Source organism: Aeromonas sp. BIGb0445, assembly GCF_024809075.1.
GTDB classification, from domain to species: Bacteria; Pseudomonadota; Gammaproteobacteria; order Enterobacterales; family Aeromonadaceae; genus Aeromonas; species Aeromonas rivuli.
The window spans coordinates 293,464-315,773 of record NZ_JANUES010000003.1 but is presented as its reverse complement, the minus strand read 5'-3'; the positions used below and the strand labels follow the sequence as shown (position 1 = coordinate 315,773).

Genomic DNA, 22,310 nt, shown 5'->3' with positions numbered 1-22,310 from the left:
ACTCTCCTTGTCTGTTTTTCCTACAGGGATAAAGAATGTGGCACAATCGAGGCTCTATGGAAAGTTTGTCTTTATACTCAAGTGGTTACAAATCTATCAATGAACCAGGGTGGCGGTGGTCAGGGAGGAGAGGATGAGAAGAGGCGTGATAGGGCTGCTCTGCCTGCTGTTGGCCGGTTGTGGTGAGCCCCAGTTCAGACCCCTGGCGGCCGGGGAAACCATACTGGCCTTTGGGGACAGTCTGACCGAGGGGCGGGGTGCGAGTCCCTCGCAGAGCTACCCCAGTGTGCTGGCGAGTCTCAGTGGCCGCCCCGTCGTCAATGCCGGGGTGTCGGGGGAGCTGAGCCAAGCGGGCCGAGCGCGGTTACCGGCCCTGTTGGTCAAGCACAGGCCGGGCCTGGTGATCCTGCTGGAGGGGGGTAATGACATCTTGCGAAACAGTGGCGAACCCGCGCTCAAGGCCAATCTCGCCGCCATGATAGAGGCGGTGCAGGGCAGCGGTGCCCAGCTGCTGCTGGTGGCGGTGCCGCGCAAGTCGTTGTTGAGCGACGGCGCTCCCCTCTATGGCGAGCTGGCGGAACATTATCAGCTGGTGCTGGACGACAGCAGCATAGGTGAACTGCTGCGCAGTCCGGGTCTCAAGTCCGATACGGTGCACCTCAATGGCGAGGGATACAGGGTGCTGGCCGAACGGATCCATGGCTTGTTGCAGGATCGCGGCGCCCTCTGAATGGACTGGGTTGCCAGGGGCTGCCGATTTCATGGACAAAAAAACCGCCCGAGGGCGGTTTTTCATCATCTGGTCGAGGGTTTGCGACAGATACTGGCAAGTGCGCTCAGATGGACTGCTCTTCACCACCTAGCACCGCGAACAGCGCCGGGATGAACTGGGCCAGCTCGGCGGTCACCAGGGCGAAGTCGGCATCCAGACGAGCGGCCGGATCCTCGCTGGTCACATCGTCGTTCTGCTCGCGCAGCTCCTCGCTGAACTTGAGGCGCTTGATGGAGAGATCGTCCCCTAGCACGAAGCTCAGGGTCTCCCCCCAGTTCAGGGCCAGCTTGGTCACCAGCTTGTCGTTGGCGAGGTGATTCTTGATCTCGTCAGTCATCAGATCCTGCTGCTTGCAGCGGATGATGCCACCATGTTCCATGGCGCTGCGCAGCTCTGCTTCATCTTCCAGGGTGAAGGGGGCGGGCAGGTTCCCCTCGCTGAGCCACTCGGTCATGGTGATTTCGGGCGGATTCTTGAGGGCTACCGGCACCACCGGCAGGGTGCCGATGCTCTTGCGCAGCAGGGCCAGCAGATCGTCAGCCTTCTTGGCGGAGCCTGCATCGACCACCATCAGGTTGTCGGCCGGGTTTATCCAGGCGAAGGTCTGGCTGGTGCGGCTGAAGGCGCGCGGCAGCAGGGTATGCATTATCTCCTCTTTCAGCGCCTCCTTCTCTTTCTTCTTCAGGGCGCGGCCCTGCTCGAATTCGATCGCTTCCACCTTCTCGGCCAGCATCTCCTTGACCACGTTGCCGGGCAGCATCTTCTCTTCTTTGCGGGCGCAAAGGAGGATGTGGCCAGCGGCCGAGTGGGTCAGGGTGGCGCCGAACTTGCCGAGGGGCTTGACCCAACCGAACCGGGAGATGTCCTGGCTGCCACAGGGGGTAAAGGCGCAGGCCTCAAGCTGGGTCTCCAGCTCGTCGACACTCAGCTCGAAGGGGCGGGTAAAGCGATAAATCTGCAGGTTTTTAAACCACATGGCGTCCTCGGTCGTAAAGATTGTCCGGCGGGCATTGTACTGCAAAGCGGCGCTTTGTGATCGACCAATCACTCCGGTGAGAAAAATCGGACGGCGCTCACAGGCCAGGGTGCTGGCCGAGCAAGGGGCAGTCGAGGTCTCCTAGACTGCCAGAGTTGGCTGACGGATAAGGATGAAGAGATGCTCAGAGCGAGTCGGGCGCAGGATATGGATGCCATTATGGACATCTGGTTGCTGGCTTCCCTGCAGTCCCACGATTTTGTCGATGCCTCCGTCTGGTGGCAGGCTCAGGAGCTGCTGCGCAGCCGTTACCTGACCCGGGCCGAGGTGTGGGTCTATGAAGACGATGGCGAGCTGCAGGGATTCATCGCCCTGGTCGACGATTATCTGGCCGCTCTGTTTGTGCGCCCCGATAGCCAGGGGCGGGGCATAGGCCATGCCTTGCTGCAAAATGCCAAGACCCAGGTCACCAGCCTGCATGCCAGGGTCTTCACCGAGAACGATCCTGCGGTGCGCTTCTACCGCCAGCATGGCTTCGTTATCGATGGCGAGGAGCCGGATCCCCTGACCGGTCATGGCCAATACCGGATGCACTGGTTCGGGGCTTGAGCCGTTTTTCTTTATGGCACCCTTGAGTCCCACCCTTGCCGAACAGGCATGGGCTAAGGCACCATGACGTCAATATGGGCGCCTGACGCCTTCGCTTAATTGAGCCGCAACGCCATGAAAATCCTGCATACCGCCGATTGGCATCTGGGCCATCAGCTCCATGGCCATGAGCGCCGTTTCGAGCATGATGCCTTCCTCGACTGGTTGGCCGATACCATCAAGACGCGGCAGATAGATGCCCTGCTGGTGGCCGGGGATCTGTTCGATACCGCCAATCCCCCCGCCAGTGCCTGGCAGCAGCTGTATGGCTTTCTGGCAAGATTGCGCGCCGATATGCCCAGGCTCAACCTGGTGCTGGTCGGTGGCAACCATGACTCCCCCTCCAAGCTGGATGCCCCCCATGAGTTGCTGCGGGCCTTCAACTTGCATCTGGTGGGCAGCATCAGTCGGGATGAGGGGGGGCAACTGGAAACTGACCGCCTGCTGGTACCACTGCATGACAGGGAGGGCAAGGTGGCCGCCTGGTGCGCCGCCGTGCCCTTCTTGCGCAGCAGCGACCTCAGACCCGAGGCCCTGGGGGAGGGGCAGGACAGGCTGATCGAAGGGGTGCGCCAGATCTATGATGAGCTGCTGGCCGAGGGGCGGGCCCGCTGCGAGCCCGAGCAGGCCCTGGTCGCCATGGGCCATGCCTATCTGGCGGCGGGTCAGCTCTCCGAACTGTCCGAGCGGCGGGTGCTGGGTGGCAACCAGCATGCCCTGCCTGCCGACATCTTTGCCGGTGCCGATTACACGGCGCTCGGTCACCTGCATCTGGCCCAGCGTCTGGCCCCCGGCGTGCATTACAGCGGCTCGCCGCTGCCCCTCTCTCTCAATGAGGCCAACTATCGTCATCAGGTGCTGGAAGTCACGCTGGAGGGCGGCAAACTGGTGGCAGTCGAGCCCATCTTGGTGCCACGCAGCGTCGAGATGATACGGCTGCCCGAGAGCGAATTGCATGTCGCTCTGGAGGCGATCGCGGCGCTGGACCTGGCCGATGTCCCTGCGCAGGCGCAACCATTCCTGGAGGTGAGGCTGTTGCTGCCCAAGCCCGAGGCGCGCATTCGTGAGCGGATCCTCGCGGCCCTAGCAGGCAAGCCGGTGCGACTGGCCCGGATCAGCACCCGCTATCAGGGTTCAGGACAGGGGCTGGCCGATGGCGGCCAGCGTCGGCGTCTGGACGATATTGCCCCCCAGGAGGTGTTCACCCTCTGTTATCAACGGCAGTTCGAAGGGGAACCGAGCGAGGCACTGCTCGCCTCCTTTGACGAGATCCTGACCCAGGTCAGAGAGGCCAAGTCATGAAAATTTTATCCCTCGCCGGGGAGAACCTGGCCAGTCTGACTCAGGCTTTTCACATCGATTTTGACAAGGATGCCCTGGGCGCTGCCGGTCTGTTTGCCATCACCGGCAATACCGGGGCGGGCAAGAGCACCCTGCTCGATGCCATCTGTCTGGCGCTCTATGACGAGATGCCGCGCTTTGTCGCCAACCGTAAAAATGTGGCCGAAGTCGGTCGCCAGGATGATGAAGAGAAGCTCAAGGCCAATGACGTGCGCGGCATCTTGAGTCGCGGCCATGCCAGCGGTTTTGCCGAAGTGCGCTTTCGCGGCTGCGATGGCCGGGTCTATCTCGCCCGCTGGGCGGTGCGCCGGGCTCGCAACCGGGCTGAGGGCCGCTTCCAGGCCCAGGAGCGATCCTTGACGGATCTGGTCAGCGGTCAACTCTTCTCCGGCAGCAAGCGTGAGCTGCAAGAGCGGATCGACGAGTTGGTTGGGCTCTCCTGGGAGCAGTTCCGCCGCGCCGTCATCCTGCCCCAGGGGGAGTTTGCCGCCTTCCTCAAATCCGATGCCAACGAGCGCTCCGCCTTGCTCGAGCGCATGACCGGCACTGAGCTCTACTCAGCCATCTCGGTACAGACCTATGAGCGGGCCAGGGCCGAGCAGCAGACGCTGGCGACGCTGAGGGAGCGGCTCGGCGACATAGCGCTGATGGACGAGGCAACGCGCGTGCAGTGGGCCGCGCAGCAGCAGAGTCTCTCCGCCAGCCTCACGCTCGCCCAGCAAGAGCGTCAGCTGTTGCAGGATTTTCGCGATCTCAACGATCGTATCGCCACCCTGCGCCAAGCCTGTCTGGAGGGGGAGGCCTCACTGGCGGATGCCGAGGTGGCTCATGCCCAGGCGGCGCCCGAGCGGGAGGCGTTTGGCCGCGCCGAACAGGCTCAGGTGGCCCGCGCCGATCACGACGAGCTGGCTCGCCTCGATCTGGAGGCGCAGCAGCAGGAGCGGCTCATCGACCAACTGAGGCCCGAGCTCGAACGGGCCGAGCAGGCGCAGCAGCAAGCCACCCAGCTCGAACAGCAGCTTATTACGCAAAGAGCGGCCGCCGAGCGGGAGTGGGGGGCGTTGCAGCCCGAACTCAAGCGGGCGCAAGATCTTGATACCCGTATCCGGGAGAAGACCAGCCAGTTGCAGGAGATCCAGCAGCAGGGCAAGCCGGCGCGCGAGCAGCAACTCAAGCTGCAGCAGGAGTGGCAGCAACAAAACGAGCAGAAGCAATCCCTCGAGACGCGCCGTCAGCAGCGAGCGAGCTGGCTCGAGGAACGCAAGGGGATGGCCCCCTTGGCCCGTCAGTGGCAGCCCTTGCTGGCTGCCATGCAAGACTGGGCCGAGAGCCGGGGGCAGTTGCAGCGGGTGATCCAGCGTCGTGCCCAGGGAAGCGAGACGCTGCTCGATCTCAATGCCCGCCTGGAGCAGGGACAGCAGGAGCGCGATCGCGGGCAACAGGAGTGCGCGGCCTTGCAACGGCAGCACGATGAGTTGCAGGCTCAGGAGTGGGACGCTCAGGTTGCCGGGGCGCAGGAGTTGCGCCAATCCCGGACCGAGCAGTTGGGGCAGGTGCGCGCATTGTTGGCGCTGACGCAAGAGGGCCGCCACTACAGCGAACAGCAGGCACGGCTGCAGCAAGAGACGAGCCTGCTCGAGCAGCAACTGGCACGGCTGGCCGCGCAACATGGGGAGCGGGAACCCGAGCTGGCACGGCTCGTCATCCAGCGTGATGAGGCGCGCCATGCCCTGGAGCGGGCCCGTGCCGTGGTCAGTTTCGATCAGCATCGCCATGTGCTTCAAGATGGTATTCCGTGCCCGCTCTGTGGCTCAGAGGCTCACCCTTACCGCCAGAGTCAGCCTCAGGCCGCGGGTATCCTGGCCCAGCAGAGCGAACGGGTTCATCAGCTGGATCTCGAGTGTGAGCGGCTCAACCGTCAGCATCTGCAAGGGGAGGTCGAGCGCGCCGAACTGACCCGTCAGCTGGCCGCCCACCAACAACATCATCCCGAGCTGGCCGCGAGAGCCGCACAGCTCAATCAACGCTGGGGAGAGCTGGGAGGACGCAAGCTGCTGGGGCACGACCTGCCGACTAACCCCAGTCCAACTGAATGGGGCGAGTGGCAGACGCAACTGCTGACCCAGGAGAAGGCTCTGGCGCTGAGCCTGGCGACTGGCCTGGCGCAGTTGCAACAGGCCCAGCGGGAGCAGCAGCGACTGGCGGAGCTGCGGGATCAGCTGACCAGACTCAATGTTCGTCAACAGCAGTGTGAACAGCAGCTGCACGAAGCCGAGCGCCAGAAGATAGCGCTGGAGGGCGAGCTGAAGGCGCTGGCCGAACAGGAGAGCGCCCTGGCACAGCGACTGGTGCAGGGGGAGGCGCGGCTCGATCAGCAGATGGGCGCCGAGCCCTGGCGCCAATGGGCGGAGGCGGCGCGTTGGCAGGAGTGGCAACAGACTTGCGAGGCCTATTTGCAGGGCCAGAGCGAGTGGGAACAACTGGGCAATGAGCTTGCCAGCCTGACCCCCATCCTCAGTGCACAGGCGGTGCGGGTGCAGAGTCAGAACGATCTGCTGCACAAGCTGACGCTTGACTATAAAGAGGGCGATCAACAACGCCAGGTGTTGCTGGCCAGCCGCGAGGCGTGCCTCGATGGTCGCGCCATCGCCGTGGTGGAAAGTGAGTGGCAGCAGCGATTGCAACAGGGGGTCACTCAGCTCGAGGAGGCGATGGCTGCCCTGCATGCCTCAAGGGAGCGTCAGACCGAGCTCAAGACCCGCTTGGCCCATCTCGAGCAGGACAGGCAGCTGAGTCGCCAGCGGCAGCGTGAGGTGCAGGGGCGCTGGTCGGCTCGGGCCAGCGCGTTGGGCATCCCGGAAGATGATCTGCGCCAGCTGTTGGCCATCACGCCGGATGAGCTAAAGGCTCGCCGTATCGCCTTGCAGCGCCTGGACGATGCCCTGGCCGAGGCACGTACCCGGCTCGGCGAACGCCAGCGGGCACAGGCTCAGGAAGAGGCGAAGCTGGCGCGCTATCGCGCGCATCATGGGGAATTGGCGGCGCTGAGTGCCGAAGCCCTTAGCCAGCGGCTTGCCGAATGTGAGACCCGCTGCCGCGAGCTCGATGAGCAGCTGTTTGAGTGCCGCAGTCAACTTGCCCAGGCCGAAGTGGCTCGCCAGAAGGCGGGTGAGCTGCAGGCGGCGTTACAGCAGCAGCAGGGGGTGGCGGATCATTGGCAGCAGCTGTCGGATCTCATCGGCCAGGCCAATGGTGCCAAATTCCGTACCTTCGCCCAGAGTCTGACCCTGGAGCGCTTGCTGCTCGAGGCCAACGCCCAGCTGAGCGACTTGTCACCACGTTATCGGCTGGAGCGGGTACCGGGTACCGATCTGGCGCTGCAGGTGGTCGACCTCGACATGGGAGATGAGGTGCGTTCGGTCGACTCCCTCTCAGGTGGCGAGAGCTTCCTGGTTTCCCTGGCCCTGGCCCTGGCGCTCTCCAGCCTCTCCTCCAAGCAGACCCAGATAGAGTCGCTGTTTATCGACGAGGGGTTCGGTACCCTGGATCCGGACAGCCTGGACTTGGCCCTGGCCAGCCTGGATTCCCTGCAGGCGGCGGGGCGCCAGATCGGTGTCATCTCCCATGTCCAGACTCTGGTTGAGCGCATCGGGGTACAGATCCGCATCGAGGCCCTGGGTGGGGGAGAGAGCCGGGTAGTCTTGCCCTGAATGGTTGCCAGCCGCGACGACTGCTGGATCAGCATGGCGTAGTGGAAGTGGAAGTGGAAGTGGAAGTGGAAGTGGAAGTGGAAGTGGAAGTGGAAGTGGAAGTGGAGCCGTGGAGCAATGCGCCGGTTTGCCATCAGGGATGCCAAACCGGCGGAGCGGCTCCCACAGGCTGGCATCCGTGCTGTCTGGGGGGACGGTGGGAAGTCGGGGAGCCATGTCGGGTGCTCGCCTGGTTGCGGGCTTGGCGAACAGAGATAAAAAAACCGACGCCTTGGCGTCGGTTTTCATCGTCAGGCCTGGGCCAGACTTATTTCTTGATGCGGATCACCGGGGTCTCACCGACGGTCACGGCACCAGTCATCTTGATCAGCTCTTTGATCTCATCCATGTTGGAGATGACAACCGGCGTCAGAGTAGACTTGGCTTTCTCTTCCAGCAGGGCCAGATCGAACTCGATGATGGTGTCGCCGCGTTTGACCTTTTGGCCTTCCTGGGCGATACGAGTGAAGCCTTCGCCTTTCAGTTCAACGGTATCGATACCGAAGTGAACGAACAGCTCGATACCAGTGTCAGACTCCAGCGAGAACGCATGGTTGGTCTCGAAGATCTTGCCGATGGTGCCGTCGCAGGGGGCAACCATCTTGTTACCGGCTGGCTTGATGGCGATGCCGTCACCAACGATCTTCTCGGCGAATACTACGTCAGGCACGTCTTCGATGGGGACGATCTCGCCAGACAGGGGGGCAAAGATTTCGATGCCGCCGGTGTCAGAGCTGTCATCGGAAACTAGCTTCTTCAGTTTATCGAACAGACCCATAGTAAAAGCTCCTAAAGATGATTATCGCTGTTTGCAGCCGATCTTAGCAGACTGCTTTCTGCTTTATAAAGTTATCTACACAGGCTTCGATTTCGGCGGCGGTGGCATAGCTCAATGCTTGATCTGCCATGGCCTTCACATCTTCGAAGTTAGTGTTGCGAATGAGCTTCTTGATGCGCGGTACAGAGATGGCGCTCATGGAGAATTCATCCAGACCCATACCCAGCAGCAGCAGGGTGGCGCGTTCGTCACCAGCCAGTTCACCACACATGCCAGTCCACTTGCCTTCGGCGTGGGATGCATCGATCACCATCTTGATCAGCGTCAGGACGGAAGGCGACAGCGGGTTGTACATGGCGGAAATCATTTCGTTACCACGGTCGACGGCCAGGGTGTACTGGGTCAAGTCGTTGGTACCGATACTGAAGAAGTCCACTTCCTTGGCCAGATGATGAGCCATCACGGCGGCGGCTGGGGTCTCAATCATGATACCCACTTCGATGGATTCATCAAAGGCTTTACCGTCGGCACGCAGTTCGGCTTTGAGCTGTTCCACGGTGGCTTTGAGGCTGCGGAACTCTTCAACCGAGATGATCATCGGGAACATGATGCGCAGTTTGCCGAAGGCAGAGGCACGCAAGATGGCCTTCAGCTGAGCGTGCATGATCTCTTCGCGATCGAAGAAAATGCGGATGGCACGCCAGCCCAGGAAGGGGTTCATCTCTTTCGGGAAATTCATGTATGGCAGTTCTTTGTCGCCGCCAATGTCCATGGTACGGACGATGATCGGCTGATCCGGCATGGCCTCTGCCACTTCTTTGTAGGCCTTGAACTGCTCGTCTTCGGTCGGCAGCGCATCGCGATCCATGAACAGGAACTCGGTGCGGTACAGACCCACGCCCTCGGCGCCATTGCGGATGGCACCCTCGGTATCCTTGACGGTACCTATGTTGGCGCAGACTTCGACCTGATGGCCATCAAGGGTGATGGCGGGCAAGTCTTTGAGCTTGGCCAGCTCATCTTTCTCGGCCTGGAACTGGGCCTGGAATTTCTTGGCGTCGCTCAGCTGCTCCGGGCTCGGATTGATGATGACCTGGTTATTGATGGCATCCAGCACCAGCATGTCGCCATTGTTGACGCGACGGGTGATGTCATTGGTGCCCACGATGGCCGGCAGCTCGAGGGAGCGGGCCATGATGGAGGTGTGAGAGGTACGGCCACCGATGTCGGTGACAAAACCCAGCACATATTTCAAATTGATCTGGGCAGTTTCAGACGGGGTCAGGTCGTTGGCGACCAGGATTACCTCTTCGTCTATGGTGCTCAGGTTGACCACGGCGATGCCCAGTGCGTTCTTCACCAGACGGGTGCCGATGTCACGGAAATCGGTGGCGCGCTCACGCAGATAGGGGTCATCCAGGTCGGCCATCATCTTCGCGTATTGCTCGATGACCTCAAAGATGGCCTTGTCAGCATGGGCCTTGTTGTCCTTGATGAAGGATCTGATATCCCCTTCCAGCTCCTCATCTTCGAGCAGCATGATGTGGCCTTCGAAGATGGCCTCTTTTTCCTCACCGAAGGTGCGACCTGCCATCTCTTTGATGGCTTCCAGCTGGGTAGCTGACTTGGTGCGAGCTTCGAGGAAGCGGTTGATCTCGGTATCTATCTGTTCGGCAGAAATCTTGCTCTGATTGATAACGATTTCATCTTCTTTGAGAAGAAGCGCCTTGCCGAATGCGATGCCGGGGGACGCAGGAATGCCAGATATCATAATCCTTCCTATTAAAACGACTGTGGGGGAGGAGTGTGAGCCGGATTACTCCAGCTCGTCCATCAGGGCGACCAGCTTCTCAACGGCTTTCTGAGCGTCCGGGCCATCGGCCTGGATGGTGACGTTGGTACCCTTGGTCAGACCCAGAGTCTGCAACTTGAACAGGCTCTTGGCGCTGGCGGACTTGCCACCGGAGACCACAGTGATCTCGCTTTGGAATTCTTTGGCTTCTTTCACGAATTGCGCTGCCGGACGGGTGTGCAGGCCGTTTTCAGCAGTGATAACTACAGACTTCTCGTACATGGTTCACCCCATATTATTGATATTTTATAGTCTGAAGGCCGCTTTGAGGCTGCTCTTTCAGACCGTTTAAGTATGCATATGTTGTAAAGTAACGAAATCAGACCTGCAATAGCTTAATCCAGGTCAATTTTCTGTTCAGTATTTGTAGTCTTGGTCGGATTTCCTGGAACGCTGTGCTGCAAGCCGCGCTATACCTAGCTTGTCGTTATTTTATAACGAAAAATAACACTTTGTTACTTTGTGAAACCTGACCCGCAAAAAGTGCGTGACGCCGCACAGGATATGAGATTTATCACAGAATGTCTGCTTTTTTTGTGGCGCGCTTATTTGTTATTTTACCCCAAAAAATAAGGGGGTCGAGTGGCGCTGTTTGGCGATAAGTTTAGCGCAAACAAAAATGGCGCCCACTGTGGGCGCCATTTTTATGGAAAACAACATCATTTACTGTTGCAGCTCTTGCTCACTGAACACACCCGCAAACAGGGCGCTGGAGAGATAGCGCTCGGCAGCACTCGGCAACACGACCACTATGGTCTTGCCTGCAAATTCGGGCAGTTCTGCCAGACGGGCGGCGGCCACGACGGCGGCGCCTGAGCTGATCCCCGCCAGAATGCCTTCCTCTTCCATCAGGCGGCGAGCCATCTCGATGGCATCATCGCTGCTGACTTGCTCGACTCTGTCCAGCAGGGCCAGGTCCAGGTTGCCCGGAATGAAGCCGGCGCCGATGCCCTGGATCTTGTGGGGGCCTGGCTTGATCTCTTCTCCAGCCAGTTTCTGGCTGATGACGGGGGATTCGCTTGGCTCGACCGCGACCGAAATGATGGCCTTGCCCTTGGTCTGCTTGATGTAGCGGGAGACCCCGGTGATGGTGCCGCCGGTACCGACCCCGGCCACGAACACATCGATGTCGCCATCGGTGGCTTCCCAGATCTCGGGGCCAGTGGTCTGCTCGTGGATCTCGGGGTTGGCCGGGTTTTCAAATTGCTGCAGCAGTACAAACTTGCCTGGTTCGGATTCGAGGATCTCATTGGCCTTGGCGATGGCGCCCTTCATGCCAAGCGGCCCCTCGGTCAGCACCAAATTGGCACCGAGCGCCTTGAGCAGCTTGCGGCGCTCAAGGCTCATGGTGGCCGGCATGGTGAGGGTGATGGGATAGCCACGGGCCGCAGCCACGAAGGCCAGAGCAATACCGGTATTACCGCTGGTGGGCTCGATGATCTCTTTGCCCTTGGTCAGCACACCGCGCTTCTCTGCATCCCAGATAAGGTTGGCGCCGATGCGGCACTTGACGCTGAAGCTGGGGTTACGGCTTTCGATCTTGGCCAGCACTCGGCCTTTGGTAACACGGTTGAGACGAACCAGCGGTGTCTGACCTATGGTCTGGCTGTTGTCCTCAAAAATCTTACTCATGGTGCTATCCCTGTTTGTTACGGCGATGAAACAAGATTACTCTGAGATTCCTGAATGAGAAGTGACGTTTTGTTATAACAATATGTTATTACAAGATATAGAGCTTATACCCTCTTATCTGAATTAATCGCCGACCATCATCCGATGGTCAGTTATAACGAAACCCTGAACGATAGCAGAGTGTCGCGCGCTGGCGCCTGTTCTTCCGTCGGCCCGGCTCTGCCTCACCTCGACCCTACCCGATAAGCCGGGACTGCACCCGGCACAGGAGCAAAGATGACCCAGATAGTGATCAGTGGCAGCGGCCTCTATACCCCGCCCCACGCCGTCAGCAACGAGGAGCTGGTCCAGGCCTTCAACCAGTATGTGGATCTCTACAACGAAGAGAATGCCTCCGCCATAGATGCGGGTCAGCTCGATGCCAAACAGCACTCCAGCAGCGATTTCATCGAGAAGGCCTCCGGCATCAAGAGCCGCTTCCTGGTGAGCCGGGAAGGGGTGCTGGATCCCGATATCATGCAGCCGCTCTTGGCCGAGCGCCCCGATGAGCAGCCCTCCATCATGGTCGAGATGGCGGTTGCCGCCGCCGAGCAGGCGCTGATCGCCGCCGGTCGCAAACCCGAAGAGATAGACCTGGTGATAGTGGCAGCGTCGAACATGCCGCGCCCCTATCCGGCACTGGCTATCGAACTGCAGCACTATCTTGGGGCAAGCGGCATGGCATTTGACATGAATGTGGCCTGCTCCTCCGCCACCTTCGGCATCAAGACGGCGGCGGATCTGCTGGCGGCAGGGACGGCCAGGCTGGCCCTGGTGGTCAATCCGGAGATCTGCTCGGGTCACCTCAATTTTCGCGACCGTGACAGCCATTTCATCTTCGGCGATGCCTGTACCGCCGTCTTGCTGGAGCGGGAGACCGATTGCCAGGTGGCGCAACCCTGGCGGCTGGTGGGCAGCAAGCTGACCACCCAGTATTCAAATAACATCCGCAACAACTTCGGCTTCTTGAACCGGCTCAGCCCCCGCACCCGTTATGGCGACGACAAGCTGTTTCGCCAGCAGGGGCGCAAGGTGTTCAAGGAGGTGTTACCCCTGGTCTGCGACCAGATTGAGGGACAGTTGGCGGCTCAGGGCTGGCAGACCGGGGAGCTTTCCCGCCTCTGGTTGCATCAGGCCAATCTCACCATGAACCAGTTCATTGGCCGGAAATTGCTGGGCCACGATGCCAGTCAGGAGGAGGCTCCCGTCATCCTGGACCGCTACGCCAACACCAGCTCGGCGGGCTCTGTCATCGCGTTTCATCTTCATAACCAGGATCTGCCCAGCGGCGCCCGCGGGGTGCTCTGTTCGTTCGGCGCCGGTTACTCCATCGGCAGCCTGCTGCTCGAGCGGGGATGATCCGGCGCCTGAGTCGACTGTTTCAGCGCAGCAAAAGGGGCCCTCGATGGGCCCCTTTTTATCGGGCAGAGATCCTGGGAGAGTCAGATTGCCTCGATGGAGAGGACCTCGCACTCTGGCTCTGTGATACGAAAACGCACCTCGAGGTCGAACAGGCGCACCCCGTACAGTTTCTCATCGGCTTTGCCTCGCTTGTAGGTGGGGCGGGGATCCTGTGCAAGCACTTCGGCGATCAGGGTCTCAAGCTCGGGATGCACTTGCTGCAAGGCGGACAGCGCCGCCCGGGCCTGCTCGGTAAAGTGCACTGATAGCAGCCCTTGGGGCGCGTCAGGGGCAAAGCCTCCCCGGGCATCGGGCAGGCTGTCGGCATAGGGAATGTAGGGTTTGATATCGACGATGGGGGTGCCGTCGAGCAAGTCGACGGCGCCGAGTTCGAGCCAGAGTTTGCCGCGTGCGCGGCCGACGCCAAGCAGTTCCACCACGGAGAGACCCAGCGGATTGGGGCGGAAGGTGGAGCGGGTGGCGAAGACGCCGACGCGCTCGTTTCCGCCAAGGCGAGGCGGGCGCACCGTCGGGTGCCAGCCCTGGGCCATGGTCTGGTGGAACACGAAGCTGAGCCAGAGGTGGGAGAACTGCTCTATGCCGCGCAGCACATCGGGCTGATCGTAGGGGGGCAGCAGCTCGAGCCGGGCGCGGGCCGATTTGACCAGACCGGGCTGGCGAGGGATGGCGAACTTCTCCTTGTAGGGGGAGTGGATCACCCCCAGGGTATCTATCTCAAATTTCACGCGGCGCGCCCCTGCATGGTGGAAAACCGGGGCAATCTAGCATAATCCGCCGATAAAGGCATGGATGCGGCAGGAAGCCTGGCCCGGCGCTGGGCGCCATTGGCGCAAGCACCGGACCCGGCTATAGTGCTGGCACTGCTGATCCCCAGATCCTGCTTCGAGGAGTGCCCATGATCATTGCCCCTTACGCCGCTTTGCTGGCTTGCCTGTTCATCTATCTGAGCCTGAGGGTGGTGCGGCTGCGTCACCGCTTCCAGGTGGCGGTGGGAGATCATCAGGAGCCGCTGCTTACCCGTGCCATTCGCGCCCATGGCAACTTCGCCGAGTATGTGCCGCTCTGTCTGCTGCTCATCTTCTGCTTCGATGGCCTCGGTGGCCCCATTCCCCTGATCCATGGCCTCTGTCTGTCGCTGTTGCTGGGTCGCGCTTTGCATGCCTATGGCATCAGTTCGCCAAAAGAGAATTTCAAGTTCAGGAGCAGTGGCATGGTGATGACCTTCATCGCCCTGCTGGGTGCGGCACTGGGTATCTTGGCGCTGACCCTGATAGACCTGCTGTGATCGCGGTCTCGATAAGGGGGAGGGGGAATACAATCACCCCGGCGAGGCCGGGGTGAGGTGTCATTTCTGTTCGGCCACCTTGAGGGCCTGGCCGTAGCAGATGACCTGCTTGAGGCAACCGGGGATGTCGCTGTACTCGGCACACTTGTCGATGGCGATGCCATTGCCACCCATGTCCGCAGCCCGGCGCCGGGCCAGAGTGCGCGCTTCCCCGGCGTTGGGGACGGGCTGGTTGGCATCGGTTTGGCAGGATTCGCCCTCGACGGTGCCAAGGTAGAGATAGTTCAGCTCGGCAAGATCGGCCTGCTCATAGATGGTGACACTGCCCGGTTTGAAGTACTCGTCAAAGTTCTCCTTGTCCAGGTTGCTATTGAAGGCGTAGTTGGCGCAGCCGGAGGCGAGCAGGGGCATCATCAGGATCAGGGGTTTCATGTCGGCATCTTGTTGACCAGTGAGGCAAACATTATAGGGGCCAGTCGCCACCGGCGACCAGCCCCTATTTCTCGGTGTGTGACCAGGATGACGACGCCAATCACCCGCTGGGTCCCTCAAAGAGTCAGACCGGCGCCAGGCGTCGATGCAGGCTCTGATAGTAATCATCGGCCAGCAGTGCTTGATGAGGGGCACACAGACGGATCTGACCCTCCTCCATCAGCGCTATCCTGTCCATCTGCTCCAGGCCAATCAATCGGTGGGAGATGAGCAGCATGGCGCGATCGGCACCCAAGCGCATCAGCAGCGCCATGATGTCGCGCTCGGTCTGGCTGTCGAGCCCCTCGGTCGGCTCATCCAGCAGCCAGAGCGGGGCATCATGCAAGAGGGCACGGGCAATGCCGATGCGGCGCCGCTCCCCACCAGACAGGGGGCGGCCACCGTCGCCGAGCCAGGCATCCAGACCCGTCTCATCTTCTAGCAAGGCGCCAAGCCCGACCTGTTGCAGTACCTCGGCCAGACGCTCGTCACTGGCGGCAGGCGCAGCGAGCTTGAGGTTGTCGCGCAAGGTGGCGGCAAACAGGTGCACCCGCTGGCTGACCACAGAGAGCGAAGCGCGCAGAGCCCCTTCGCTGTAATCGGTCAGCGGCTTGCCGCCCAGCAAGATCTCGCCAGATTGCGGGTTCCACTCCCGGGTCAGCAAGCCCATCAGTGTCGATTTGCCGCAGCCCGTCTGGCCCAGCAGCGCCAGCTTCTCACCGGCCCGCAGCTGCAGGGTGCAACCGCGCAGTACGGCTTGAGTACTACCCGGATAGCCGAAGGAGAGATCGTTTATCTGCAAGGCGCCACCCTGGGCAGGTTCGTTCAAGGTGCCCCATTCCGGCGGCTGGGCATCTTGCAATATCTCGTTGAGGCGGCGGGCCGAGGCCAGGCTGGTGGAGAGATGCTGAAAGGCGCCGGCCAGGGGCAGTAAGGCCTCGAAGCTTGCCAAGGTGGCAAACACCATCAGCGCCGTGATGGGATCCGGCGTCGCGCCGCCCACCCCGTGGCTGGCGAGCCAGAGCATCAGGGTCAGGGTCCAGCCGCTCAGTAGCTGAACACTTGCATTGGCCAGACCGCTCACCCTGGCCATGCGCGCCTGGGCAAGGATCAGGTCCTGCTCGGCCTGTTGCAGCTCGGTGAGGGCGCGGGGGGCGGCGGCAAACATCTGCAGCTCGGCCTGACCATCCAGATAATCCACCAGGCGGGTACGCAGTTGGGCCTTGCCGAGGATGAGCGCCTGACCGGGCTTGCGACCGGCGAAGAAGAACACCAGGGGCAGGGCTATCATGCCAAACAGCAAGATGGCGCCCAGAGTCAGGGCGAGCCGACCGTCGAAGAAGGAGAGGAAGAACACCAGGCCGGCTGTGCTGAGCAGCGCCGCGCCAATCGGGGTGATCAGGCGCAGATAGACGTGGTCCATGGCGTCGATGTCAGCCACCAGGCGATTGAGCAGATCCGCCTGGCGAAAGCCTGCCAGGGCCCCGGTGGAGAGGGGGGAGAGTTTCTGCCAGAACCAGACCCGCAGCCGGGTCAGTACCCGGAAGGTGGCATCGTGACTCACGACTCGCTCCCCCCAGCGACCCGCGGTGCGGACGATGGAGAAGAAACGCACCCCGCCAGCCGGAGTCATGTAGTTGAAGGTGTCACGGCTGGCGGCAGCCATGCCCGCCACGGCTGCGGCGGAGAGGAACCAGCCGGAGAGCGACAGCAAGCCTATGCCGGCGGCCAGGGTCACCAAGGCCAGCAGCAGGCCGACACTCAGGCTCAGCCAATGTTGGCGGTAGAGCCGCAGAAAGGGCAATAAATCAGTCATCGAGAGAATCCCCCGCACGTTGGGACAAGAGGCTGGCGAAGGGCCCCTGGCCCTCGCTCAGCTGCCGGTAATGGCCCTGTTCGACCAGCTGACCCTTGGCCAGCACCAGGATCTGATCCATCTCGCTCAGTTGATCGAGCCGGTGGGTGATCATCAGCAGAGTCTGGCCCGCCGTGGCTTTTTCCAGGCTTCCCATGATGGCGCGCTCCGAGAGCCTGTCCAGACTAGCGGTGGGTTCATCCAGCACCATCAATTGGGTCGACTTGAGCAGGGTGCGGGCCAGGGCCAGACGTTGCGCCTGACCGACCGAGAGGCCGCCTGCCTGATCGCCAAGGGGATAATCCATCCCTTTTTCCATGGCAAACTCCCACGCCTGGGCACCCTTGAGTGCCTCGCTCAGCTCGGCATCGCTGGCATCCGGTTTGGCGAGCAGCAAGTTGTCGCGCAAGGAGGCATGAAACAGCTGCGGGTTTTGAGAGAGCCAGCCGAGGCGTTGTCGCCACTGACTCATGTCGAGACTGGCCAGCTCCAGGCCATCGACTTTCAGCTCCCCGCGATAGGGGGCAAAGCCGAGCAGGGCATTGACCAGGGAACTCTTGCCCGCACCACTGATCCCTACCAGGGCGGTGCGTGAGCCGGGTTCCAGAGTGAAGTCGATGGGGCCGACCAGCACCTTGCCCTCGGCGCTCAATACCTCCAAGGCACAGGCCTCGACCCGAATGGGGTGGTTGGCCGTGAACGGCTGGCTGCCGCTGGCAGGTTCAGCCACCTCGGCTTCCAGAAACTCCAGCAGCTGTTCGGCGGCGCCGATGGCCTGGGCCTTGGCGTGATAGTGCGCGCCGAGCTCGCGCAGGGGCGCATAGAACTCGGGGGCCAGGAAGAGCACGAACAGGCCGGTAAACAGCGTTACCTTGGCGCCGTAGTTGCCGAAGTTGAGGTGATCGATATAAGAGAAACCAAAATAGACGGCGACCAGGGCGACCGAGAGGGCGGCGAAGAACTCCAGCACCGCCGTACTGAGGAAGGCCAGCCGCAGCACCTCCATGGTCCTGACCCGAAAGTCTTCCGACGCCTCTTCTATCTCCTTGCCCTCGGCCTGGGTTCGCATGAACAGTTGCAGGGTGCGCAGTCCCTTGAGCCGGTCGAGGAAGTGACCCGAGAGGCGAGCCAGGGAGTGGAAGTTGCGGCGGTTGGCATCGGCGGCGCCGACCCCGACCAGGATCATGAACAGGGGGATGAGCGGCGCCGTACCGAGCAGTATGATGCCTGCCGCCCAGTTGACCGGGAAGACAGCGACCAATATCACGATGGGAATGAAGACGGCGATGGCCATCTGCGGCAAATAGCGGGAGAAGAACTCCTGCATATTTTCGATCTGTTCGAGCAGCAGGCTGGCCCAGCTCCCGGCCGGACGACGTTGTATATAAGCAGGGCCGAGGCGACTGAGACGGGTCAGCACCAGGTTGCGTATGGTCTGGCGCACGGCGGCACCGGCCTTGAAGCTGGTCACTTCGCGGCCATAGGCGAGCAGCGCCTTGCCGAGGGTGACGGCGAGCAGGGTGATAAACAGGGGGATCTGCTGCTCGGGCAGGATGCCCTCTATGATGAAGCCGTGCAGCAGGGTGGCCAGCAGCCAGGCTTGGGCGACCATCAGGACTCCCTGACCCAGGCCGAATGCTATGGAGAGACCGATCCAGCGTCGGCCGTGACTCGACTGCATGCGCAACCAGCCATAAAGATGTTTTTGGGTATTCTTGTCCATCACCAGCTTCCTCATTTCGAGTGGCGCAAGACTATCCTCGCCCCCAGGCAATGGCAACCTTGTAAATGCCATGGCATCACGCGGGGCGGTTGAAAATGCGGCGCCCTGTTCATTAGTTGGTCGAACAGTTTGATTTGCGGTAAAAAATCGAAAGGGTGCCATTGCGCTTGGCGGCAAAATGCATATAGTAGAGCCCCTGACGCGGGTGTAGTTCAATGGTAGAACGGTAGCTTCCCAAGCTGCATACGTGGGTTCGATTCCCATCACCCGCTCCATATTCCGATGGCAAGCTGCTTGATTTGTCTCAAGGCAACAAATTGCTTGAACAGGTGGGTTTGGTTGTCCTCCCACTGTAATTTCTGATGCCAAGCGGGCATCGTATAATGGCTATTACCTCAGCCTTCCAAGCTGATGATGCGGGTTCGATTCCCGCTGCCCGCTCCAGCTTCACAGCAAAAAGCCCACTCTCGCGAGTGGGCTTTTTGCTTATGTGGCTCTTCCATCAACCGTTGCCGCGCCTTCATCCCCAAGCGCTCATCAGGTCAGGTGTGGCCACTGCTTCTCTGGTGCGGCCAGCAAAAAGGCGCCTGATGGCGCCCTTATTTGTGCTGTGAGGTCGAGTTCGCTTATTCCTGCTCGAGCTCGCCGCAGAAGCGGTAACCTTCGCCATGGATGGTGGCGATGATCTCGGGGGTGTCGCCCACGCTCTCGAAATGCTTGCGAATGCGGCGAATGGTCACGTCCACGGTGCGATCATGGGGTTTCAGCTCACGGCCAGTCATCTTCTTGAGCAACTCGGCACGGGTCTGGATCTGGCCCGGGTTCTCACAGAAATGCAGCATGGCGCGAAACTCTGAGCGAGGCAGCTTGAACATGTCGCCGGTCGGGCTGACCAGAGCGCGGCTGTTGATGTCCAGGGCCCAGCCGTTGAACAGGTAACGTTCGACTTGCTTCTTCTCCTCGCCACCGGGCAGCACATTCATGGTGCGGCTCAGCAGGTTGCGAGCGCGTATGGTCAGCTCACGAGGATTGAACGGCTTGGTGATGTAATCGTCGGCGCCGATTTCAAGCCCCAGGATCTTGTCGACTTCATTATCGCGACCGGTCAGGAACATCAGAGCTATGTTGTCATCTTCACGGAGTTCGCGAGCCAGCAGCAGGCCATTTTTGCCCGGCAGGTTGATATCCATGATCACCAGATTGATGGTGTGGTTGGTCAGCGCCTGGTGCATCTCGTCACCATTGTTCGCTTCCAGCACGACATAGCCTTCGGCTTCGAAGATGCTCTTGAGGGTATTGCGGGTAACCAGCTCGTCTTCGACGATCAGAATGTGTGGTGTTTGCATGAGTTTTCCCAGATTCTTATCAGTTAATTAGCTAAATTTTAACACTTTTGGCGTTACCCGACCCATCAAGGACGTATCCTGAAAATTTATTACATCATCCAGGGTATGAACTCAGGATCGAGTCATCGCGAATTTGGTATCAATGCTGGCCAACATCCCTGCGCCATATGAAGGCTCTCGACCCTGGCGGGAGAGAGGAGCCGGAAAGGTAGTCCATTACGAAAGTTGCCGCATTTTATCAGTTAACAGGCGCATAACAACAGTCTTTGCTGTCAGATAGCAACTTTTTAACTCTGGTTTGATGTAGGTCAAACCCTGAACTGGCAGCATAATAGTGGGGTCAGCCCCCTTTTTAGCCACTTATTAATGTAATTAAATGTAACATGTGATTGACATGGTTTTGTGGGAAAACTACAAAATTTCGTGCGATCCCCCTCCTTGTCCCGCCAGCGTAGTCCAGTTACGCCAGGTTAATCGCCAATCATCCCGCTCACTGCGCCGTGCTCAACGTGCGCTGACCGAACACTCCCTCTGTCTTGCCAAAATGATCAAATTTTTCATCGCGCAGTGCGGGCTGGCATCGGTTCAAGCTAGCCCGCCCTGACCCCTTGACTGTGTAGCCAACGATGCGGCTATAGACCAGGGGTAAAGCCGCGGAGTCAGTGCTTGCGGACTGTGCCTTGGGGTCGGTCGAGGGGATGGACTCATTTTGGATTGTCAGCTCGTTATCTTGATGAAAGAATGAGCGTCATCATATCCAAGGAGAGGAGTGAATCATGCTGGATCTTTTGCCGGATCTCTGCGACCTGCACGGCGACAGTTTGCAGGTTGCCGACCCGCTGTTTCAACACTTTGGCGCCAATGCCATTTTCTATGGGGAGGCGGTGACCCTCTCCTGTTTTGAAGACAATAGCCTGGTGCGAGATCTGGTGGCACGTCCCGGTCATGGCCGAGTCATGGTGGTCGATGGTGGGGGTTCTGTGCGTCGAGCCTTGCTCGGGGATCAGTTGGCCATCCAGGCGGTCGGATCAGGATGGGCTGGTTTCATCATCAATGGGGCTGTGCGTGATGTGGGGACGCTCAATACCTTGGCCCTTGGTGTCAAGGCGCTGGCGGCCTGTCCCGTCAAGACGCAAAAGTTGGGGGTTGGGGAGGAGGGCGTTGTGTTGAGCTTTGCCGGGGTGACCATAGCGCCGGGGGATTTCGTCTATGCAGATCTCAATGGCGTCGTGATCAGTGCCAGTCGGCTGATCTGAGCGTCAGAAGTGAAAGCCCATGCCGATGCTCAGAGACTGTTCGGCGGTGAGCGGGCTGATGCCAAGGTTTGCGGTCAGCGCCAATTGAGGGGCCAGCAGCAGCCGGCTATTGAGCTCGACTTGAGTCGTCGTATTGCCAATCTCTAGCTGGCTTAACTGGCTGCCAATGTTGAGCGCCGGGGTGAGCTGGTAGCGCAGCCCTGAGGCTAGATTGAAGCCTGCCTGTGCGGATCGGCCAGAGCCTGCGGGGCCCCCCTCCATGAAGAGGGCAACATCATCCATGATGTTGTACTGATAGCCGGTGTTGATGAGCCAGGTGTCGAAAGGGTCGGTTCGGCTATCTCCCCGTTTGTCCTGCAACACCCCTGAATAGCTTCTCAGATAGAGCTCTCCCTCGCCGGGATCCTGTTCAAGGAAGTCCCAGTCGGCGGCGATACAGTTGAGGCTACAGGCAGATAACAGCAGACAGATGAGTGAGTTAGCCATTCATTTCCCCTCCATGGGTCCCGAACAGGATCACAAGCATGGCACATGCTTGCATGCTGTAAAGGGACTCATTTAAATTTCCGAGGCTTTGCTTCGCAGGCTCATCGTGGTAAACAGGGCCGTTCATTTTACTGCATATGACCGAGAGGGGATCCCATGAACAAGAATCTGATGCTGCTGGCCGCCCTGGCCCTGGGAGGCTGTGCCATGACATCCGGCTCCAACATGACTCAACTGGAGGCCAATACCTGGCAACTGCAAGGGGCGAGCGCCGATGCCTTCACCCTGCAGATCGCCGAGGGCAAGGTGGCTGGCAAAGGCGGCTGCAACCGCTATTTTGGTGGCATTACCAAGCTCGATGATCAGACGCTGACCCTGGCTGGCCTCGGTTCAACCCGCATGGCGTGCATGGGCGATCTGATGGCCAAGGAGGGTGATTACCTCCAGAAGCTGACCCAGGTCGCCAGCTATCAGGTGAGCGGCAACCAGCTGGTATTGAAAGATGCCAGTCAGGCAACCCTGCTCACGTTCGACGCCACGTTGGCCGAGTAAGCACCCGTTGCGGGTCAAGGGTTGTCGCATCCGGCACATGGCTGCTCCTGCGAGGCAACCTGTCTGAGAGAACTGACCCAATAGAGAGGGGCGCCGCGGCGCCCCTCTCGTTTTCCAGCCGGATGCG

Annotated in this window: 19 protein-coding genes and 2 tRNA genes; 10 read left to right on the top strand and 11 right to left on the bottom strand. The window is 60.3% G+C overall.

The features are described from left to right. Positions 1 to 133 precede the first annotated feature (133 nt). Complete coding sequence (locus tag M2367_RS08185; RefSeq protein WP_259236391.1) at positions 134 to 730, top strand: GDSL-type esterase/lipase family protein; 597 nt, start codon at positions 134 to 136, stop codon at positions 728 to 730. Positions 731 to 836: 106 nt separating this feature from the next. Here M2367_RS08185 and rdgC read toward each other — a convergent pair whose 3' ends face one another. Then, positions 837 to 1,748 (bottom strand): recombination-associated protein RdgC, encoded by a 912-nt coding sequence (gene rdgC / locus M2367_RS08180; protein WP_042040372.1) that lies wholly within the window; start codon positions 1,746 to 1,748, stop codon positions 837 to 839. A gap of 180 nt (positions 1,749 to 1,928) precedes the next feature. Here rdgC and M2367_RS08175 point away from each other — a divergent pair, with 180 nt between their 5' ends. The 3 genes from M2367_RS08175 to M2367_RS08165 all read left to right on the top strand — a co-directional run bounded on the left by M2367_RS08175 (position 1,929) and on the right by M2367_RS08165 (position 7,447). After that, a complete protein-coding gene (locus M2367_RS08175; RefSeq protein WP_042040373.1) occupies positions 1,929 to 2,357 on the top strand; it encodes an N-acetyltransferase in 429 nt (142 codons plus the stop codon). A 114-nt stretch (positions 2,358 to 2,471) separates the two neighbouring features. After that, a complete protein-coding gene (locus M2367_RS08170) occupies positions 2,472 to 3,698 on the top strand; it encodes an exonuclease SbcCD subunit D C-terminal domain-containing protein (RefSeq protein ID WP_259236390.1) in 1,227 nt (408 codons plus the stop codon). Beyond that, a complete protein-coding gene (locus tag M2367_RS08165; protein ID WP_259236389.1) occupies positions 3,695 to 7,447 on the top strand; it encodes an AAA family ATPase in 3,753 nt (1,250 codons plus the stop codon). The genes M2367_RS08170 and M2367_RS08165 overlap by 4 nt, the downstream gene beginning before the upstream one ends. A gap of 307 nt (positions 7,448 to 7,754) precedes the next feature. On the opposite strand, the gene crr is transcribed toward M2367_RS08165, so the two are convergent. The 4 genes from crr to cysK all read right to left on the bottom strand — a co-directional run bounded on the left by crr (position 7,755) and on the right by cysK (position 11,748). After that, on the bottom strand, positions 7,755 to 8,264 hold the full coding sequence (gene crr / locus M2367_RS08160) for a PTS glucose transporter subunit IIA (RefSeq protein WP_005906805.1): 510 nt from the start codon (positions 8,262 to 8,264) through the stop codon (positions 7,755 to 7,757). 43 nt (positions 8,265 to 8,307) lie between these two features. Next, positions 8,308 to 10,035, bottom strand: coding sequence for a phosphoenolpyruvate-protein phosphotransferase PtsI (ptsI, locus tag M2367_RS08155; protein ID WP_042040377.1), 1,728 nt, complete (start codon positions 10,033 to 10,035; stop codon positions 8,308 to 8,310). A 45-nt stretch (positions 10,036 to 10,080) separates the two neighbouring features. Next, positions 10,081 to 10,338: an HPr family phosphocarrier protein gene (locus M2367_RS08150; RefSeq protein WP_005303128.1), complete on the bottom strand. Its 258-nt coding sequence runs from the start codon at positions 10,336 to 10,338 to the stop codon at positions 10,081 to 10,083. Positions 10,339 to 10,779: 441 nt separating this feature from the next. After that, the gene (cysK, locus tag M2367_RS08145; protein WP_042040379.1) at positions 10,780 to 11,748 is read right to left on the bottom strand and encodes a cysteine synthase A; all 969 of its coding nucleotides are present in this window, start codon (positions 11,746 to 11,748) and stop codon (positions 10,780 to 10,782) included. A 276-nt stretch (positions 11,749 to 12,024) separates the two neighbouring features. Here cysK and M2367_RS08140 point away from each other — a divergent pair, with 276 nt between their 5' ends. Continuing rightward, a complete protein-coding gene (locus tag M2367_RS08140; protein ID WP_224432458.1) occupies positions 12,025 to 13,146 on the top strand; it encodes a beta-ketoacyl-ACP synthase III in 1,122 nt (373 codons plus the stop codon). A gap of 83 nt (positions 13,147 to 13,229) precedes the next feature. On the opposite strand, the gene tsaA is transcribed toward M2367_RS08140, so the two are convergent. Then, on the bottom strand, positions 13,230 to 13,934 hold the full coding sequence (gene tsaA / locus M2367_RS08135; RefSeq protein ID WP_259236387.1) for a tRNA (N6-threonylcarbamoyladenosine(37)-N6)-methyltransferase TrmO: 705 nt from the start codon (positions 13,932 to 13,934) through the stop codon (positions 13,230 to 13,232). A gap of 170 nt (positions 13,935 to 14,104) precedes the next feature. Between tsaA and M2367_RS08130 the strand changes: the two genes are divergently transcribed. Continuing rightward, positions 14,105 to 14,494, top strand: coding sequence for an MAPEG family protein (locus tag M2367_RS08130; protein ID WP_042040382.1), 390 nt, complete (start codon positions 14,105 to 14,107; stop codon positions 14,492 to 14,494). A gap of 60 nt (positions 14,495 to 14,554) precedes the next feature. On the opposite strand, the gene rcsF is transcribed toward M2367_RS08130, so the two are convergent. The 3 genes from rcsF to M2367_RS08115 form a co-directional block, all read right to left on the bottom strand. Beyond that, entirely contained in the window at positions 14,555 to 14,926 is a 372-nt protein-coding gene (gene rcsF / locus M2367_RS08125; RefSeq protein ID WP_042040384.1) for an Rcs stress response system protein RcsF, read from the bottom strand. 124 nt (positions 14,927 to 15,050) lie between these two features. After that, entirely contained in the window at positions 15,051 to 16,781 is a 1,731-nt protein-coding gene (locus tag M2367_RS08120) for a heme ABC transporter ATP-binding protein/permease CydC (RefSeq protein ID WP_259236386.1), read from the bottom strand. Continuing rightward, the gene (locus M2367_RS08115) at positions 16,774 to 18,543 is read right to left on the bottom strand and encodes a heme ABC transporter permease/ATP-binding protein CydD (RefSeq protein ID WP_259236385.1); all 1,770 of its coding nucleotides are present in this window, start codon (positions 18,541 to 18,543) and stop codon (positions 16,774 to 16,776) included. The genes M2367_RS08120 and M2367_RS08115 overlap by 8 nt, the downstream gene beginning before the upstream one ends. A gap of 201 nt (positions 18,544 to 18,744) precedes the next feature. Here M2367_RS08115 and M2367_RS08110 point away from each other — a divergent pair. Next, positions 18,745 to 18,818, top strand: a tRNA-Gly gene (locus tag M2367_RS08110). Between the two features lie 94 nt (positions 18,819 to 18,912). Then, positions 18,913 to 18,987, top strand: a tRNA-Gly gene (locus M2367_RS08105). Positions 18,988 to 19,169: 182 nt separating this feature from the next. Here the strand turns inward: M2367_RS08105 and arcA are convergent. Then, positions 19,170 to 19,889, bottom strand: a complete 720-nt coding sequence (arcA, locus tag M2367_RS08100; RefSeq protein WP_042040388.1) for a two-component system response regulator ArcA — start codon at positions 19,887 to 19,889, stop codon at positions 19,170 to 19,172. 776 nt (positions 19,890 to 20,665) lie between these two features. Between arcA and M2367_RS08095 the strand changes: the two genes are divergently transcribed. Then, positions 20,666 to 21,145 carry a putative 4-hydroxy-4-methyl-2-oxoglutarate aldolase gene (locus tag M2367_RS08095; protein ID WP_259236384.1) on the top strand — a complete coding sequence of 160 codons (480 nt, stop codon included), beginning with the start codon at positions 20,666 to 20,668 and terminating at the stop codon, positions 21,143 to 21,145. Positions 21,146 to 21,148: 3 nt separating this feature from the next. On the opposite strand, the gene M2367_RS08090 is transcribed toward M2367_RS08095, so the two are convergent. Beyond that, the gene (locus tag M2367_RS08090) at positions 21,149 to 21,631 is read right to left on the bottom strand and encodes a hypothetical protein (RefSeq protein ID WP_224432463.1); all 483 of its coding nucleotides are present in this window, start codon (positions 21,629 to 21,631) and stop codon (positions 21,149 to 21,151) included. 156 nt (positions 21,632 to 21,787) lie between these two features. Here M2367_RS08090 and M2367_RS08085 point away from each other — a divergent pair, with 156 nt between their 5' ends. Beyond that, the gene (locus M2367_RS08085; RefSeq protein ID WP_259236383.1) at positions 21,788 to 22,183 is read left to right on the top strand and encodes an META domain-containing protein; all 396 of its coding nucleotides are present in this window, start codon (positions 21,788 to 21,790) and stop codon (positions 22,181 to 22,183) included. The last annotated feature ends 127 nt before the right edge of the window (positions 22,184 to 22,310 follow it).